This is a genomic window from Kitasatospora sp. Ki12, assembly GCF_054601375.1.
The window spans coordinates 2,226,905-2,242,632 of record NZ_BAAIHT010000002.1; the positions used below are offsets into that span (position 1 = coordinate 2,226,905).

At 73.7% G+C, this 15,728-nt stretch carries 14 protein-coding genes; 4 read left to right on the forward strand and 10 right to left on the reverse strand.

The features are described 5' to 3' along the window. Positions 1–17: 17 nt before the first annotated feature. The 7 genes from ACYP53_RS27225 to ACYP53_RS27255 form a co-directional block, all read right to left on the reverse strand. Positions 18–1,808, reverse strand: a complete 1,791-nt coding sequence (locus ACYP53_RS27225) for a glycoside hydrolase family 36 protein (protein ID WP_459649351.1) — start codon at positions 1,806–1,808, stop codon at positions 18–20. A gap of 2 nt (positions 1,809–1,810) precedes the next feature. Next, the gene (locus ACYP53_RS27230) at positions 1,811–2,638 is read right to left on the reverse strand and encodes a carbohydrate ABC transporter permease (protein ID WP_189917065.1); all 828 of its coding nucleotides are present in this window, start codon (positions 2,636–2,638) and stop codon (positions 1,811–1,813) included. After that, positions 2,635–3,558: a carbohydrate ABC transporter permease gene (locus ACYP53_RS27235; RefSeq protein WP_459649352.1), complete on the reverse strand. Its 924-nt coding sequence runs from the start codon at positions 3,556–3,558 to the stop codon at positions 2,635–2,637. Before ACYP53_RS27235 ends, ACYP53_RS27230 begins: the two co-directional genes overlap by 4 nt. Further along, positions 3,555–4,898: an extracellular solute-binding protein gene (locus ACYP53_RS27240; RefSeq protein WP_459649353.1), complete on the reverse strand. Its 1,344-nt coding sequence runs from the start codon at positions 4,896–4,898 to the stop codon at positions 3,555–3,557. The genes ACYP53_RS27235 and ACYP53_RS27240 overlap by 4 nt, the downstream gene beginning before the upstream one ends. A gap of 206 nt (positions 4,899–5,104) precedes the next feature. Continuing rightward, positions 5,105–6,367 (reverse strand): radical SAM protein, encoded by a 1,263-nt coding sequence (locus ACYP53_RS27245; protein ID WP_459649354.1) that lies wholly within the window; start codon positions 6,365–6,367, stop codon positions 5,105–5,107. A gap of 38 nt (positions 6,368–6,405) precedes the next feature. Beyond that, entirely contained in the window at positions 6,406–7,200 is a 795-nt protein-coding gene (locus ACYP53_RS27250; protein ID WP_459649355.1) for a hypothetical protein, read from the reverse strand. Positions 7,201–7,488: 288 nt separating this feature from the next. Then, positions 7,489–8,280 carry a DUF2785 domain-containing protein gene (locus ACYP53_RS27255; RefSeq protein ID WP_459649356.1) on the reverse strand — a complete coding sequence of 264 codons (792 nt, stop codon included), beginning with the start codon at positions 8,278–8,280 and terminating at the stop codon, positions 7,489–7,491. Between the two features lie 221 nt (positions 8,281–8,501). On the opposite strand from ACYP53_RS27255, the gene ACYP53_RS27260 reads away from it, so the two are divergent. Then, positions 8,502–9,371, forward strand: a complete 870-nt coding sequence (locus ACYP53_RS27260; protein ID WP_189917047.1) for an SAM-dependent methyltransferase — start codon at positions 8,502–8,504, stop codon at positions 9,369–9,371. Between the two features lie 30 nt (positions 9,372–9,401). Here ACYP53_RS27260 and lysA read toward each other — a convergent pair whose 3' ends face one another. Both lysA and ACYP53_RS27270 read right to left on the reverse strand, forming a co-directional pair. Continuing rightward, a complete protein-coding gene (gene lysA, locus ACYP53_RS27265; protein WP_459649357.1) occupies positions 9,402–10,778 on the reverse strand; it encodes a diaminopimelate decarboxylase in 1,377 nt (458 codons plus the stop codon). Positions 10,779–10,816: 38 nt separating this feature from the next. Further along, positions 10,817–10,996 (reverse strand): hypothetical protein, encoded by a 180-nt coding sequence (locus ACYP53_RS27270; protein WP_459649358.1) that lies wholly within the window; start codon positions 10,994–10,996, stop codon positions 10,817–10,819. 343 nt (positions 10,997–11,339) lie between these two features. Between ACYP53_RS27270 and kdpB the strand changes: the two genes are divergently transcribed. From kdpB to ACYP53_RS27285, 3 genes are all read left to right on the forward strand, one after another. Next, positions 11,340–13,544 carry a potassium-transporting ATPase subunit KdpB gene (kdpB, locus tag ACYP53_RS27275; protein WP_459649359.1) on the forward strand — a complete coding sequence of 735 codons (2,205 nt, stop codon included), beginning with the start codon at positions 11,340–11,342 and terminating at the stop codon, positions 13,542–13,544. A 217-nt stretch (positions 13,545–13,761) separates the two neighbouring features. Continuing rightward, positions 13,762–14,247: a universal stress protein gene (locus ACYP53_RS27280; protein ID WP_189917039.1), complete on the forward strand. Its 486-nt coding sequence runs from the start codon at positions 13,762–13,764 to the stop codon at positions 14,245–14,247. A 334-nt stretch (positions 14,248–14,581) separates the two neighbouring features. Further along, the gene (locus ACYP53_RS27285; RefSeq protein WP_459649360.1) at positions 14,582–15,046 is read left to right on the forward strand and encodes a hypothetical protein; all 465 of its coding nucleotides are present in this window, start codon (positions 14,582–14,584) and stop codon (positions 15,044–15,046) included. Here the strand turns inward: ACYP53_RS27285 and ACYP53_RS27290 are convergent. Beyond that, positions 15,034–15,657 carry a hypothetical protein gene (locus tag ACYP53_RS27290; RefSeq protein ID WP_459649361.1) on the reverse strand — a complete coding sequence of 208 codons (624 nt, stop codon included), beginning with the start codon at positions 15,655–15,657 and terminating at the stop codon, positions 15,034–15,036. The genes ACYP53_RS27285 and ACYP53_RS27290 overlap by 13 nt on opposite strands. Positions 15,658–15,728 lie beyond the last annotated feature (71 nt).

The following is a 15,728-nucleotide window of genomic DNA, read 5'->3' on the forward strand; positions in this document are numbered from 1 at the left end:
GTCTCCTCCAGGCCTGGTCAGGGGCGGCGCAGGGTGAGCAGTCCGCCGCGCGGTACCGGGATCGGGTCCGCGGCGGCCAGCTCGACCTCGCCCTGCCGGACGATATGCCCCCGGGCGTCCCGCACCGTCACCGCGGCCCGCCCGCTGCCGCCGGTGAGCCGGACGTCCGGGTCGGCGTCGGCGTTGGCGACCAGCAGGGTGCGCCAGTCCTCGCCGGCGGCGTCCACGGGAAGGGCGGCGTAGCGTGCCACCGCGACGGTGTCGGCGCCGCGCGCGGTGACCATCGGGTAGCCGAGGTCCGGGCGGGCCGGCAGCAGTTCGCCGAGCTGGAGGGTCTCGGTGTGTTCGCGGAAGACGCCGAGCCAGAAGGCGAGCGCCTCGCGCTGCCCGTCGCTCTGCGCGGCGAGGTCGACGGAGACCTGCGGGACCGAGAACAGCACGTTGATCAGGTGGCAGGCGATCTGCTCCGGCGGCTCGGCCGGGTGCCACATCAGCATGTCGGCGTGGACCGGGACGGGCCCAGCGGCGAGCCGCACGTCGACGGTCCGCTGCCGGTTCTCCTGCGGGCTGAGCGGGCAGTCGGTGGCCCGGATCATGGTGGCGTACGGCCACAGGCCGGGGCTCACGTACGGCTGGCGGTGCTCGATCATCGCCTCCGGGTTCGCGGCGGTGATCCGGTCGCGGATGGCGGCGAGCAGCCGTCGCACGCCCTCGTCGACGCTGTCGCAGTCCGCCCCGGGGCCGGCCGCCGGGGCGTCGCCGCCCTGGGCGGCGCGGGCGAACCAGTCGACGAAGTCGACCTTGAGCCCGTCCATGCCCCACTCCTCGACGGCCCGGGCGAGCCGGTCGGTGAGGAAGGCCCGGACCTCGGGGTGGCGCGGGTCCGCGACCACCGCGCCCATCCGGGGGACCTCGGCGAGCGCGTACCGGCCGATCCGCTGGTAGGCGGCGCTGTCCTTGCCGATGAACGGCAGTGCGTACCAGAGCAGGTAGCGGACGCCGAGCTCGTGGACGCGCCGGACGTGGGCGGCGGTGTCGGGCAGGGAGACCGGCTCCCAGTCGCCGCAGTGGGCGTAGCCGCGGGTGCGGTCGGCGGTCATCCAGCCGTCGTCCACGATGATCACGTCCAGGCCGAGTTCCTTGCCGAGCGCGGCCTGGGTCTCGACTCCCTTCGGTGAGACGTCCTGGTGCATGGAGTACCAGGTGGAGTAGGCGGGTTGGCGGGCGGCGTCGGGGATGTCGGCCGCGTGGTCGGCGCCCCACCAGGCGGCGAGGTCGGCCAGGCAGCGGGCGTAGTGGCGGCGCGAGGTGTCGATCCGCACGGTCAGCCGCTCGGCGGCCTGGGCCCAGAACCGGAACTCGCCGGTCTCCTCGACCACGCCGGCCCCGGTCAGGACGTCCGGGCGCCCGGCGGCGAAGGCGCAGAGCGCCACGTCGCCGGTGCCGACCAGCGCGGCGATCGGCGCGCCGTCGGCGAGGCCGGTCCGGCGCGGGGCGCTCCAGGCGGCGGGCAGCCGGCCGGTGCCGCGCGGCTCGGGCGTCCAGAACGCGGTGGCGTCGACGCAGGGCACCCGCCACTCGATCCGGACCTCGCCGCTGCCCTCGGCGGTCACCTCCACCACCCCGTCGGCGGTCTCCCGGGCGGTGGCGGCACCGCTCACCCGCAGGTCCAGCCCCCGGGCGTGGAGCGGGCGCAGGCCTCCGGCGACGGCGGGGGCGTGCGGCTCCCAGACCTCGGCCGTGCTCGCGGTCGCGCTCGCGGCGGTGCTCTCGGCCGGGCTCGTGCTCGCGGTCGTGCTCTCGGTCATGCTCAGCCTTTCGTGGCGCCGGCCAGCAGGCCGGAGATGAACTGCCGCTGGAGGACCAGGAAGAGGACCATCATCGGCAGGGTGGACAGCGCGGTGCCGGAGAGGATGGCGCCGTAGTCGGTGTTGGCCTTGTTGCCGTGCAGGGTCGCCAGCGCGACCGGCAGGGTGTGCATCTCGGGGCTGCGCAGGGCGATCAGCGGCCAGACGAACTGGTTCCAGGAGCCCAGGAAGAGGAAGATCGACAGGGCGGCCAGCACCGGCCGCATGACCGGCACCACCACGCTGAACAGCACCCGGAGTTCGCCCGCGCCGTCGACCCGGGCGGCGTCCAGGAGTTCGTCCGGCAGACTGCTCAGCGACTGCCGCATCAGGAAGATGGCGAAGGGCACGCAGAGCCCGGGCAGGATCAGCGCCTGGTAGGTGTCGAGCAGGCCGAGGTTCATCATCATCTTGAACAGCGGTACCAGCATGACCTGTTCGGGCACCACCAGGGTGGAGAGCAGCAGCGCGAAGAGCAGGGTGCGGCCGCGGAAGCGGAACTTGGCGAAGGCGTAGCCCGCGAGCAGCGCCACGACCAGGGCGCCCAGCGTCTGGACGCCCGCCACCAGCAGGGAGTTGCCGACCACCCTGAGCAGGCCGATCTTCTGCTCCAGGTGGCTCAGGTTCTCGCCGAGGCTCCCGCCGGGCAGCAGCTTGGGCGGCCAGTCGAAGACCTCGGTGTCCTTGCGGGTGGAGGAGACCACCAGCCAGTAGAAGGGGGCGATCGACAGCCCGGTGACGCCGGCCAGGAGGAAGGTCAGCGGCCAGCCGCGCAGCTTCGTCGGATTCATGTGTCGCGCTCTCCCATCAGGCGCATCTGGGCCGCGCCGAGCACCGACACGAGCAGGGTGAGCGCGTAGGCGATGGCGGAGGCGTAGCCGAAGTCGAAGAACCGGAAGCCGTTCTGGTACAGGTACATGGAGACGGTCAGGGTGGCGTTGTCGGGCCCGCCGCCGGTCAGCACGTACGGCTCGTCGAAGAGCTGGAGCGTGCCGATGGTGGACAGCACGATCGTGAAGAGCAGCACCGGGCGCAGGCCGGGGACGGTGATCGCGGTGAACCGGCGGACCGGACCGGCGCCGTCGACCATCGCGGCCTCGTACAACTCCCGTGGGATGGACTGGAGTCCGGCGAGGTAGATGACGGCGTTGTAGCCGGTGTAGTGCCAGGTGAGCACCAGGACGACGGCCATCCGGGCCCAGAAGGGCTGGCCGAGCCAGTCGACGGCGGGCAGGCCGACGGCGTTCAGCAGCCAGTTGACCGCGCCGTCGTCGGCCTTGAGCAGGTAGGCGAACATCACGCCGGTGGCGACCAGGCCGGTGACCGAGGGCATGAAGACGCCGAGCCGCCAGACCGTACGCCAGCGCACCAGCGCCGAGTTGATGCCGACGGCCGTCAGCAGGGCCAGGCCGAGCATCAGCGGCACCTGGAGGACCAGGATCTCGCCGGTGTTGCGCAGGGCCGTCCAGAACAGCGGATCGTCCAGCAGGCGGCGGTAGTTGGCGAGTCCGGCCGCGTGGCTGGCGGTGCCGGAGCCGGTGGTGAAGGACAGCAGCAGCGAGTCGACGACCGGGTAGGCCTTGAACACGCCGAAGGTCAGCAGGGCGGGGGCGAGCAGCAGGTAGGGCACGGCGGTGCGGCGCCGGCGGGCGTTGCGGTGGGCCCGCGCGGCGTCCTTCGCGAGGGTGACGGACGGGACGGCGGCGGTCATGCGATCGTGCGTCCGGTCTGCTGGGCGAGCTGCTTGGCGGCGTCCTGGAGGACGGCCGCCGGGTCGGCGCCCTTGAGCAGGACCTTGGTCTGGGCGTCGCTGACGAGCTTGAGGGCGCGGGCGTAGTCGCCGGAGTAGTTGGTGGGGTCGCCGCCGTCGGTGGCGAGGTCGGCGAAGGTCTTGAGCACCGGCTGGCCGCCGTAGAAGGCGCTCGGCGCGGCGTACAGCGGGTCGGCGTAGGCCGCGGTGAGGGCGGGGAAGACGCCGCCGGCGTTGAACATGGAGTTGACCGCGGCGGTGCGGGTGAGCGCGTACTCGACGAACTTCCAGGCGGCCCGGCGGCGCGGGCTGGAGGCGGCGACGGCCAGGTGGGTGGAGTTGACCAGCGCGGTGCGCTTGCCGCCGGGGGTGACCGCCGGCGGCTTGGTGAGGCGCCAGTCGCCGCTCTGGTCGGTGAACTTCTTCTCCAGGTAGTGCGCGACCCAGGCGGGCATGGCGGCCACCGCGAGCTTGCCGGCCTTCATCACGGGCGGCCAGCTCTGGACGCCGGGGGTGTCGGCGATCATCCCGGCCTCCTCCAGCCGCTTGATGATCGTCAGGGCGCGCACGGCCGCCTCCGAACCGACGGTGATCCTCCCCTGGAGGTCGAAGTAGAAGGCCCCCTGGAGCTGCATCAGGCCCTGGAGGAAGTCCAGGTCGGGGCTGGGGTTGGCGGCCTTGTTGAGGCCGACCATGGCGATGCCGGGGTTGGCGGCCTTGAAGCGGTCGGCGACGGCGATCAGGTCGTCCCAGGTGGCGAGGGACTCGGGGTCGACGCCCGCCTTGTCGAAGTAGTCCTTGCGGTAGAAGAAGCCGAGCGGGTTGACCTCCCAGGGCAGCGCGTAGGCGTGGCCGTCCTTGCCGGTGACGACCGGCCACAGGCCCTTGGCGAACGCGTCCTTGTGGGCGTCGGCGCCGAACTCGGAGAGGTTGGCGAGGCCGCCGGGGAACTTCTCCAGATAGCCGGGCAGGTAGTCGCAGCCGATGTGCAGCACGTCGCCGAGGCCCTGGCCGCCGGCCGCCATGCCGACGGTGATCTTGTCCCAGATGGCGGGTTCGCCGATGTCCTGGACGTCGACCTTGATCCCGGGGTTGTCCTTCTCGAAGGCCGGGACGACGCCGCGCAGGGCCTCGGCGGCGGTGGCCCAGGACCAGACGGTGACGGTGCCGCTCTCGGCGTCGCCGCCGGCACCGCCCGAACCGGAGCCGCCGCCGCAGGCCGCGAGGGCGCCGCCGGCGGTGAGGGCCAGCAAGCCCGCTCCGGAGGTGCGGAGCAGATCGCGTCGGGAAAGGTGTGACATTGCATTCCTCTCGGTGGGGCGGCGCTGGAGGGTGGAGGCTGAAGGGGGTGGGGGATGGGTGCCCGTCCGGGTGTTTTGAACGTTCAAATACACAAAACAAACCAGAACCGAACAGGTTCCAACGAGCGGGACACAGCAAACGCCCGCCCTCCCCGTGCCGTCAAGACCCGAGCGGGGGAAGGACGGGCTCCGCAACCGTTCCGTTATCAGCCGTGCGGGACGTCCGGTGCGCCGTCGGGTGCGCCGTCGGGTGCGCCGTCCGGCGGGCCGAACACAGTTCCCGGGGTGACCGGGATCCCGCGGGCCATCGCCTCGAAGTCCAGGATCGGATGGGTCAGGATCTCCTCGACCTCGTCGGTCAGCAGGTTGCCCAGGATGAACTCCTCCTCCGCGCCCGAGCCGAAGGTGACGACCTGTCCGCTCGACTGGATCATCCAGTTCAGCAGCTCCCGCTCGCCGCTCTCCGCGAGGTGGATCTCCCGGTCCGGGTGGTCGCGCCGGATCCCGGCCACCACCTCGCGGACGGCCTCCACCTCCACCCCGAGCCGGCGGACCGTCTCCGGCGACGCCCGGCGGCCCCACCACTGGAAGATCACCCACTGGGCCACCGAGGGGTGGGACAGCACCTCCTCGGCGAGCTCCGGCAGTTGACGCAGGTTCGCGGCGCTCGCCACGGTGTGCACCCGCACCCGGTCGAAGCCCTCGGCGTCGCACAGGGCGAGGGACTCCAGCAGGGCGTCCAGCAGCCGGTCGTCCGGGCTGCGGCGGAAGGCCCGCTGCACGTCCCGGGTGACGGCGTCCAGCGGCAGCCGCAGCGAGGACAGCCCGCGCAGACGGGCGAGCTTCGCCGCGGTGAGCGTGTAACCGGTGGTGTCCAGGCCCACCTTGAGCCCGGCGGCGACGGCCCGGTCGACCACGTCGAAGACCGGCGGCCACAGCAGCGGGTCCCCACCGGCCAGCACCAGGTCGCTGGTCCCGTGCGCGGCCAGCTTCCCGACGATCAGCTCGGCCTGGGCGAGGTCGATCTGCTCCGCGGCGAACGGGTTGTAGCAGCCCTGGCAGGACATCGGACAGCGGTTGTTGATCGACCAGTTGACCCGTCTGACCCGACGGCCGGTCCGCGGCCGGCCGGCCCGGCCCCGGATCCCGGCCACCAGCCGGGCCAGCCGCCCGGCCTGCGGGAGGCTGGCACCGGCCAGCAGCTCCCCGGCCCGCTCGACGGCCGCCGCGGTGGCGTTGTTCTGGAGTAGGAGGAACGCCAGGCGCCACCTCATGGTCTCGTCCGACGGGTCCAGGCGCAGCGCCCGTTCGACCCGCGCCGTCAGATCGCCGAGGTAGCCGGGGTTGAAGTTGGCGGGCTCCAGGCGCCGTTGGAAGCGGTCGGCGATCGACCCGCGTTCCAGGGCCCGGTCGTAGCCGGCCCGCAGCGGGTGCGGGGGCAGGATCTCCACGTGCTGCCGGGTGGACATGCGGCGCGCTCCAGTCGGTGGGTTCGGGGAGGTGCCGGTCAGTTCGGGACGGCGGACAGCGATACGGCGGACAGTGCGGCGGAGGGCCGTGAGCGTGCGGGCTGCCGTACGGAGGGCAGCATGGCGATCATCGAATCCGCGGACACCAGGCCCATGGCCTCGACGAACACCGCGTCCCGCACGAGCTGCGCGATGGCCGGGTGGGTCGGGGTGTCCAGGTAGCGGGCGGTGGAGTCGAGCGGGGTCAGACCGTGTCCGGCGATCACCTCGCGCAGGGCGCGCGGGAGGTCGTCCAGGCCGTCCCGCACCTCCGTCAGGCCGAAGCGGTCGGCCAGCCGCCGCGCGTGCCTCCGGGCCTTGGCCAGGTTGGTCGGCGGGTCCAGTGCGGTGGCCTTCGCCAGGTAGTACGGCACCGGCTGCAGCGCCCAGGCCAGGGCCGCGAGCGGGCCGCCGTCCTCGCGGCCGGGGGGATCGAAGGCCGCCGGCCCGAGTCCGAGGCCGTCGCAGAACCACTCGGGCCGCATGCTCCTCCGGTAGTGGGCGTGCCCGGCGGACCGGAACGCCGGGAGCACGGCGATGGTGGACGTCGTCTCGATCCGGAAGGCGTCGGATATCCGCCGCATCACCCGGCCGACCACCGCGCGGGCCTCCGGCACGTCGGCCCGGTCGGCCACCACGTGGACCAGGTCGAGGTTGGAGACGATCTCGCCGCCGGGCCCGGTGCGGTGATCGCCCCTGGCCAGCGAGCCGGTCGCCGCCACCGACATGCCGGTCACGTCCGTGAACTCGTGGGCCAGCACCTGGAACAGCAGGGGCAGCTCTTCGGGTTTCACCTGGCTCCTCGGGTGTCGGCTGGGGCGGGCCCGCCCCAGCCGATCCCGCCCGGCGGGAGGGTGTTCACGCCCTCGTCCAAATCTGCTGGAATCCCGGTGAGTTGGGATTCAGGCGCGCAGCCTAACAGCGATCGCCCACGAAGTGGTCGCGTTCGCACCGACTTCCCGACGTCTTCTGGCGTCTTCCTGCCACCTCCTGACGCTCCGTCGGATGACGAACCCCGCGATTCGTCCGATATCGCGTCGGAAGATCCTCGGGAGATCCGTCGGGAGATCCGTCCGGACGGGTCAGGAGTACGGGAACACCGGGGCCAGCACCTCGGCCAGCCGAGCCTTGACCGCTTCGCCGTGGGCGAGCGGGGCGCGGTGGCCGTCGCGCCGCGCGGAGACGCCGAGGTCCGCGGCGAGGTACAGGGCGCGGAGGGTGCGTACGGTGTTGGAGGCCCAGGCCGGCATCGGCCCTCGCTCGTGCGGGGCGAGCGCGGATCCGATCGGCGACAGCCATCCAATCGACTGCTCCGCCGTCAGGTCGCCCCGAGTGAGGACGAGACCGACGGCCTTGGCGAGCCGGTCGTCCTCCCGCTCGGCGAACAGGTAGTCGGTCGGGGCCAGCAGCCGCTCGGCGGCGAGCGCGAGCAGCGCTTCGGCATCGACCTCGGGCCGCAGGCCACACGTCCCCAGCAGGTCCGCGCCGTGCGCCACGGCGTGCAGCCAGCCGAGCGCGGCGTCGTGGCCCCGCAGGTCGGTCTCCGAGCGGTACCAGGCGGCGAAGGCCTCGACCCAGCCGGGCCGGAGGTCGCCCCCGCGCACGATCATCTCCAGGACGAGCGCGGCGAAGGTCCTGGCCTCGGTCCGCGGATCGGTGAACCGATCGGCCATCAGGTCGCCGAGCGCCAGGCGCCGGTCGCGGTCGATCACCCCGCGCTCGATCCAGGTCGCCAGCACCGCGTACGGGTAGCCGTCCCTGATCTCCGGGGCCGGGTCCCCCAGGGCCCGCGCCAGCTCCGCGACCAGGTCGTCCAGCCGGCGCCCCGGGGGAAGGGCGCAGTCGCTCTCGTAGATCTCCAGCCAGTCCGTCACGGGCGGGACCCTACCGACGGCGCCACGCCCGTTCACCCGCTTTTCCCCGCTTCCGGGCGGGGCGCAGCAACCACCTGGGCGGTGCGCCGCGTGGAGGAGCGGATGGTCGAGCTGTTCACCGTCCGCCTACCACAGGGGCAGCGGGACGGTGACGTCGGCCGGGCCGGCAGCTGGCTACAATGCGGCGAGCCCTGGCATGATCACCGATGAGGGAGTACGGAATGAGCACCGACGAGACCTTGGTGACGGCCGTCCAGTTCGGGTCCACCGAATCGGCCGCACTGAACATACGTCAGGACATACCGCACAGCGCCCGGATGTACGACTACTTCCTCGGCGGCAAGGACAACTTCGCGGTCGACCGGGAGGCCGCCGAACGCGTCCTGACCGTGTTCCCCACCATGCGCACCGCCGTCCACGCCAACCGCACCTTCATGCACCGCGCCACCCGGGCCCTGGCCCGACGCGGCCTGCGCCAGTGGCTGGACATCGGCACCGGCATCCCCACCTCTCCGAACCTCCACGAGGTCGCCCAGGCCGTGGAACCGCGGGCCCGCGTGGTCTACGCCGACAACGACCCCGTCGTCCTGGCCCACTCCCGCGCGCTGATGACCAGCACCCCCCAGGGCCGCACCGCCTACGTCCACGGCGACGTCCACGACCCGGCCGCGATCCTGGCCACCCCCCAGGTCGCGCAGACCCTCGACCTGACGCAGCCCGTGGTCCTCTCGATGGTGGCCCTGCTCCACTTCGTCCCCGACCTCGACGCCGCCCACGCCATCGTCAAGCACCTCCTGGCTCCCCTGCCGGCCGGCTCCGCGCTGGTCCTCTCCCACGCCACCGCCGAACTCGACCCGTCCGGCGCCTCCAGGGTGGAGGAGATCTACAACCAGGCCGGCACCTCCCTCCGGCTGCGCCCCAAGGCCGAGTTCGCCACCTTCTTCGACGGCCTCGATCTCCTCGGCCCCGGTATCGTCCCCGCCCACCGCTGGAGCCACGACGACACCGAAACCCCCACCGACGGGCTGCTCCCCGCCGGCGTCACCGACGCACAGGTCTCCTTCTACGCGGGCGTCGCCATCAAGCCGTGAAGCCGTGAGGCGCTGAAGCGCTGAGCCGCTTCAGCGTCCGACCTCGCGCAGCCGGAAGTCCTCGACCGTCTCCCGGCGGATCAGCAGCCGGGCCCGGCCGTCGCGCACCGCCACCACCGCCGGACGGCCGACCAGGTTGTACCCGGAGGCCATCGACAGCTGGTACGCGCCGGCCGCCGGGACCGCCAGCAGGTCCCCCGGCCGGACGTCGGCGGGCAGCACGGCGTCGCGCACCAGCACGTCGCCGGCCTCGCAGTGCCGTCCGACCACGTCCGCGCGGACCGCGCCCGCCTCCGAGCGGCGGCCCACCAGCCGTACCGTGTACGGGGATCCGTACAGCGCCGGACGCGGGTTGTCGCTCATGCCGCCGTCCACCGCGACGAAGCAGCGGCCGTCGGCGGTGTGCTTGACCGACAGCACCCGGTACACCGCCACCGCGGCCGGCCCGGCGATCGCGCGGCCCGGTTCCACCAGCAGCCGCGGCACCTCCAGTCCGGCCTCCGCGCAGCGCACCGCCACCCGGTCGGTCACCCGGACGGCGAACTCGGCCGGGTCCAACTCCGCGTCCCCGGGCAGGTAGCGGATGCCGTGGCCGCCGCCGAGGTCCAGCTCGGGCAGCTCCACGCCGTGCCGCTCGCGCACCTCGGCCAGCAGCCGCACCAACGCGTCCACCGCCCGCAGGTACGGCTCCACCTCGGTGATCTGCGAGCCCAGGTGGCAGTGCAGACCGGCGAGTTCCAGACCGGGCTGGTCGAGCACCCGGGCGATCGCGTCGGCCGCGTCCCCGCCCTCGATCGGGAAGCCGAACTTCTGGCCGCCGACCCCGGTCCGGACCGCCTCGTGGTGCCCGGCCGCGATCCCCGGGACGACCCGCACCAGTACCCGCTGCGGGGTGTCGGCGGCCACCAGCGCCGCCAGTCGGGCGATCTCGGCCGGGCCGTCGATGACGATCCGGCCGACCCTCAGCCGCCGGGCGAGCCGCAGGTCCTCCGGGGACTTGGCGTTGCCGTGCAGCAGGATCCGCCGGGCCGGGAAGCCCGCCGAGACCGCCAGCCACAGCTCGCCCGAGGAGCACACGTCCAGGCCCAGGCCCTCCTGCTCCACCCAGTCGGCCATCGCACTGCACAGGAAGGCCTTGGCCGCGTACAGCACCTCGGCGTGCGGCAGCGCCCGCCGGTACGCCCGGGCCCTGGCCCGCACCTCGCCCTCGTCCAGCACGTACAGCGGGGTGCCGAACCGCTCGGCGGCCTCGGCCAGTCCGACCCCGCCGACCAGCAGGTCGGCTCCCCGGCCGGGCCGCGCCGAAGCCGGCCAGGGGCCGCCGAGCGCGTCGGCGGGGGCGTCGGCGGGGGCGTCGGCGGGGGCGGCCGCCGGGGAGGTGACGGGTGGGGCGGTGAGCTGGGTCATGGGGATGCTCCTGTCGGGTGGGTTCGGGCGCCGGCCGGTCAGTCCTCGTAGTGCATCGCGAAGCGGCAGTTCGCCGGGCGGGTGCGGGCGCGGTCGGCCTCGGCGGCCGGGGCCGGTTCCGGCGGCTCGGGCCGGTCCTGGCGTCCGGTGGCGGGCACCAGGCGGACGGCGCGCGCCGGCGGCCGGTCGACGTCGATGACGAGGGTGGCGGTGGTCATGGCGGGGTCCCTTCGAGTGGTGGGCCGTACGGCCGGGCTGCCCGCGTCTTGCGGCCGCACAGCTGGCGTCGTACGCCCGGCCCCCTCCAGTGGAGACCCTCCGCACACCCACCGCACCCGCCCTTGACGCAGGACCTACGCCCCCGCCGCCGACCTTGATGCCCCCCTGACGGCGGCCCGGGCGCGGTGTCAGGGAGGTGTCAAGGACGGCCGCTCCGCCGCCAAGCCGGTGTCAAGAGCGGCATGGCGCGCGGGACACCGGTGGTGGGCTGTCCGCCGTCCCCCGTCGCTCCCCGAACCGCCGCCCCGTCCGACCGGGCGGCCCGGAAGGTCCCCCGAGACGATGCGCCGTTCGGCCCTCACCACCCCGGACACCACCAGCCCTGCCGCCACCAGCCGGCAGCAGAACCTGTTCCGCCGCCCGGCCCCGGCCCCCGCCCCCGGGCAGCCGCCGCACCACCCCGGCCACCGGCCCACCGGCCCGACGGGGCGCCGCCGGCTCATCACCCGCCGGCAGCTCGCCGAGGCGCTGCCCGCCGCCGTCCGCAAGCTCCACCCGCGGGTCATGGCGCGCAACCCGGTGATGCTGGTGGTCGAGACCAGCTCGGCGCTCACCACCCTCACCGCGGTCGTCCACCCGAGTGTCTTCGCCTGGGTGATCTCCTTCTGGCTCTGGCTGACCGTGCTGTTCGCCAACCTGGCCGAGGCCGTCGCCGAGGCCCGCGGCAAGGCCCAGGCCGACTCGCTGCGCCGCGCCCAGGCCGGCACCACCGCCCGGCGGCTGCCGCACTGGCGGGTCGGTACCCGCGACCACCGCCACGAGACCGTCCCCGCAGGGCAGTTGCTGCTGCACGACATCGTGCTGGTGCCGGCCGGCGAGGTCGTCCCCCAGGACGGCGAGGTGGTCGAAGGCGTCGCCTCCGTCGACGAGTCCGCCATCACCGGGGAGTCCGCGCCCGTCATCCGCGAGTCCGGCGGCGACCGCACCGCCGTCACCGGCGGCACCAGGGTGCTCTCCGACCACCTGGTCGTCCGCGTCACCTCCCGCCCCGGCCAGAGCTTCATCGACCGGATGATCACCCTGGTCGAGGGCGCCGACCGGCAGAAGACCCCGAACGAGGTCGCGCTCAACATCCTGCTCGCCTCGCTCACCATCGTCTTCCTGCTGTCCGTGGTCTCCCTCCAGCCGATGGCCATCTACGCCGGTGCGCCCCAGACCACCGTCGTGCTGGTCGCGTTGATGGTCGCCCTGATCCCGACCACGATCGGCGCGCTGCTCTCCGCGATCGGCATCGCCGGCATGGACCGCCTCGTCCAGCGCAACGTGATCGCCCTCTCCGGCCGCGCCGTGGAGGCCGCCGGGGACGTCGACGTGCTGCTGCTCGACAAGACCGGCACCATCACCCACGGCAACCGCCGGGCCGTCGCCCTGCACCCGCTGCCCGGCGCCACCACCGAACAGCTGGCCGAGGCAGCCCAGTTGGCCTCCGTCGCGGACGGGACGCCGGAGGGCCGCTCACTCGTCGAACTGACGAACCGTCAGTACTGGGTGCCGCCGCGCTCCCCCGGCGAGCTCGGCGAGCAGCGGCCCGTCCCGTTCACCGCGCACAGCCGGATGAGCGGCGTCGACCTGCACTGGCCCGACGGCACCGGCTGCCTGATCCGCAAGGGCGCCGCGAGCGCCGTCGCCCGCTGGGTGGCCGACTCCGGCGGGCGGCTGCCCGCCGAGGCCGAACCGCTGGTCGACCGGATCGCCGCAGCCGGCGGCACCCCGCTGCTGGTCGCCGTCCACGACCGCCACGGCGCCCGCGCGCTCGGCGTGGTCGAACTCAAGGACGTGGTGAAGGAGGGCATCGCCGAACGCTTCGCCGAGCTGCGCCGGATGGGCATCCGCACGGTCATGGTCACCGGCGACAACCCGCTCACCGCCAAGGCCATCGCCGAGGAGGCCGGGGTGGACGACTTCCTCGCCGAGGCCACCCCCGAGGACAAGCTCGCCCACCTGCGGCGCGAGCAGGCAGCCGGGAACATGGTCGCGATGACCGGCGACGGCACCAACGACGCACCCGCCCTCGCCCAGGCCGACGTCGGCGTCGCCATGAACTCCGGCACCCCCGCCGCCAAGGAGGCCGGCAACATGGTCGACCTCGACTCCAACCCGGCCAAGCTCATCGACATCGTCCGGGTCGGCAAGCAACTCCTCATCACCCGGGGCGCGTTGACCACCTTCTCGATCACCAACGACGTCGCCAAGTTCTTCGCGATCATCCCCGCGATGTTCGCGAGCGCCTACCCCGGGCTGCACCACCTCAACATCATGGAACTGCACAGCCCCACCTCGGCGATCGCCTCCGCGATCATCTTCAACGCCCTGATCATCGTCGCGCTGATCCCGCTCGCCCTGCGCGGCGTCCGCTACCAGCCCGCCTCCGCCACCGACCTGCTCCGCCGCAACCTGCGGGTGTACGGGCTGGGCGGGCTGATCCTGCCCTTCCTCGGGATCAAGGCGATCGACCTGCTGATCCAGTTCGTCCCGGGGCTCGGCTGAGGCCACCCGGCCGGCCCACCCGTCAGGAGGCCGTCAAGACGGGTGCGGCCCGCGTCATGGTGGTGTCAGCGCCGGTACGGAGCAGGTCGTTCCGGGGTTCACTGGAGTCATCCGAAGCGAGGAGTACCGAACCGGAGAACCCCACCGGGCCACCCCGACGGACCAACCCGCGGGTCACCCCACCGGAGCCGATCCGGAGAGACGGAGGCGAACGGCCATGACCGGGACCACCCGAGTGATCGTCGGCCTGAGCGGATCACTGAGCAGTCTGGCCGCCCTCTACCACGCCGTCGGCGAGGCGGCCCGGCACCAGGCGGTGCTCGTGCCCGTGGCCGCCTGGACCGCCGGCGAGCGCGACGGACTGCGCCCGCGCTCCGAACTGGAGCACGCCGCCCGACGCCGGCTCGACATCGCCTTCGAGCAGGCCTACGGCGGCTACCCGTCCGGCCTGGTCATCCACCCGCTGGTGGTCGACGCCGACCCCGGACCCGCCCTCGTCGGCGCCGTCAGCGGCCCCGACGACCTGCTCGTCCTCGGCGCCGCCACCCGCCGCCGCTTCGACCGGCTGCGCCACGGCTCCGTCGCCCGCCACTGCCGCCACCGGGCCGGCTGCCGCGTGGTCGAGGTCTCGCCCTCCGCGCTCCTCACCCGCCTCGAACTCCCGGCCCGTACCGGCGCCCCGCTGCCGCTCCTGGCCCGCTGACGCCCGCCCGGCCACCCGTCCGCCCGGCCTCGGGACGCCTCCGGTGCGGCCGGGCTCCGCTCCTTCGACATCGCCGTCGAGCCCGTCGAGCTCGGTGGGCCCGGGCTATCCTGGCCCGAGGCCCGCAGCAGAGCTCCCCGCCCCACCGAAGCATCCACCCTTACGATCAACCCGCCGACGACACAAGGACCATGACGGTACGTCAACGCGAGTCCGGCACTTCACCACCAGGCCCGCCCGAGCGTGCCCCGCGCCGCCCACCGCCGTTGTACGGGAGGTGAATCGCCGCGCCCGCCCGAACGCCCCGGTCAGCCCGCCGAGGAAGAGGTTCCGCATGTCGACGTCCCGGCCCCGTCCTCGCCCCGGCGAAGCGGCGGTGCTGCTCACCGTGCTCGGCCTGCTCGTCCTGGAGGAGATCGCCCTCGGCATGGCCAAGGAGGACGACCGCCCCGTCATCGGCGGAATCCTCATCGGCGCCTCCGGCACCGGCCTCCTCGTCGTCGGCGCCGTCCTCCTCACCCGCTGGCTCGACGCCCGCCGCCCGCTCCCCCTGCCACCCGCCGGCCCCAACGGCCGCGAATACAGCGCCCGCGCCCTCGAAGGCTTCCCGATGGAAGCCGTCCGCCCCCTCCTGCTCGCCCAGGGCGCGCCCCAGCTGGGCCAGTTGTACTCCGCCTGGATGCTCGCCCGGGCCGGCCGCCCCGCCCTCTGGATCGCCCGCCGCCTCGCCATCCCCCTCGACGCCGCCCAGCTCCTCGTCGACGCCGCCCGCACCCCGAACCTCGATCAACCCCGCTGACCGGCCGCCGCGTTCGCCTGCGCCACCAGGTACGGCAGCAGCCCGCGCTCCGCCAGCGCCGCCCGCCAGGCCGCCCGCGCCCGGGCCAACTCCCCCGGCCCGTCCGCCTCCGCACCCACCGCCGCCGACGACCGGGCCGCCGCGCCCAGCAACCCCGCCCCGCCCACCAGCAGACTCGCCGCGGCCACCCCGGCCGCCACCCACCCCGCGCTCAGCAGCGCGTGCGCCAACACGTCCAGGTCCTCCACCAGGTCCAGCAGCCAGCCCGCCAGCAGGAAGACTCCCGCCGCCACCCCGGCGACGATCGGCACCACCACCCCCAGCACCCCCCACCACCCCGACGCCCGCTCCCGCGCCGGCACATCCACCGGCAGCCGCGCCACCGCGTCCGCGTCGGCCCGCAGCGCCGCGTACCGCTCGTACTCCGGCGCCGCCGCGGCCAGCACGAACTCCGCGTTCTCCCGCGCCGCCCGCCGCAGCCACTCCACCCCGCCCGCCTCGCCCCCGCCCTCCCGCAGCGCCGCCCGCACCTCCGGCGCACCGAGCGCCCGCCCGAGCTCCGTCTCGAAGTCGGCCCGATCCTGCTGCGGCAGCCGAAGCGGCTTGTGCATGGTGCGTCCCCGTTCGCCGGTCGTTCAGTTCTACAGCACTGTAGAACATCGCACGGCACCACAGCACCCCT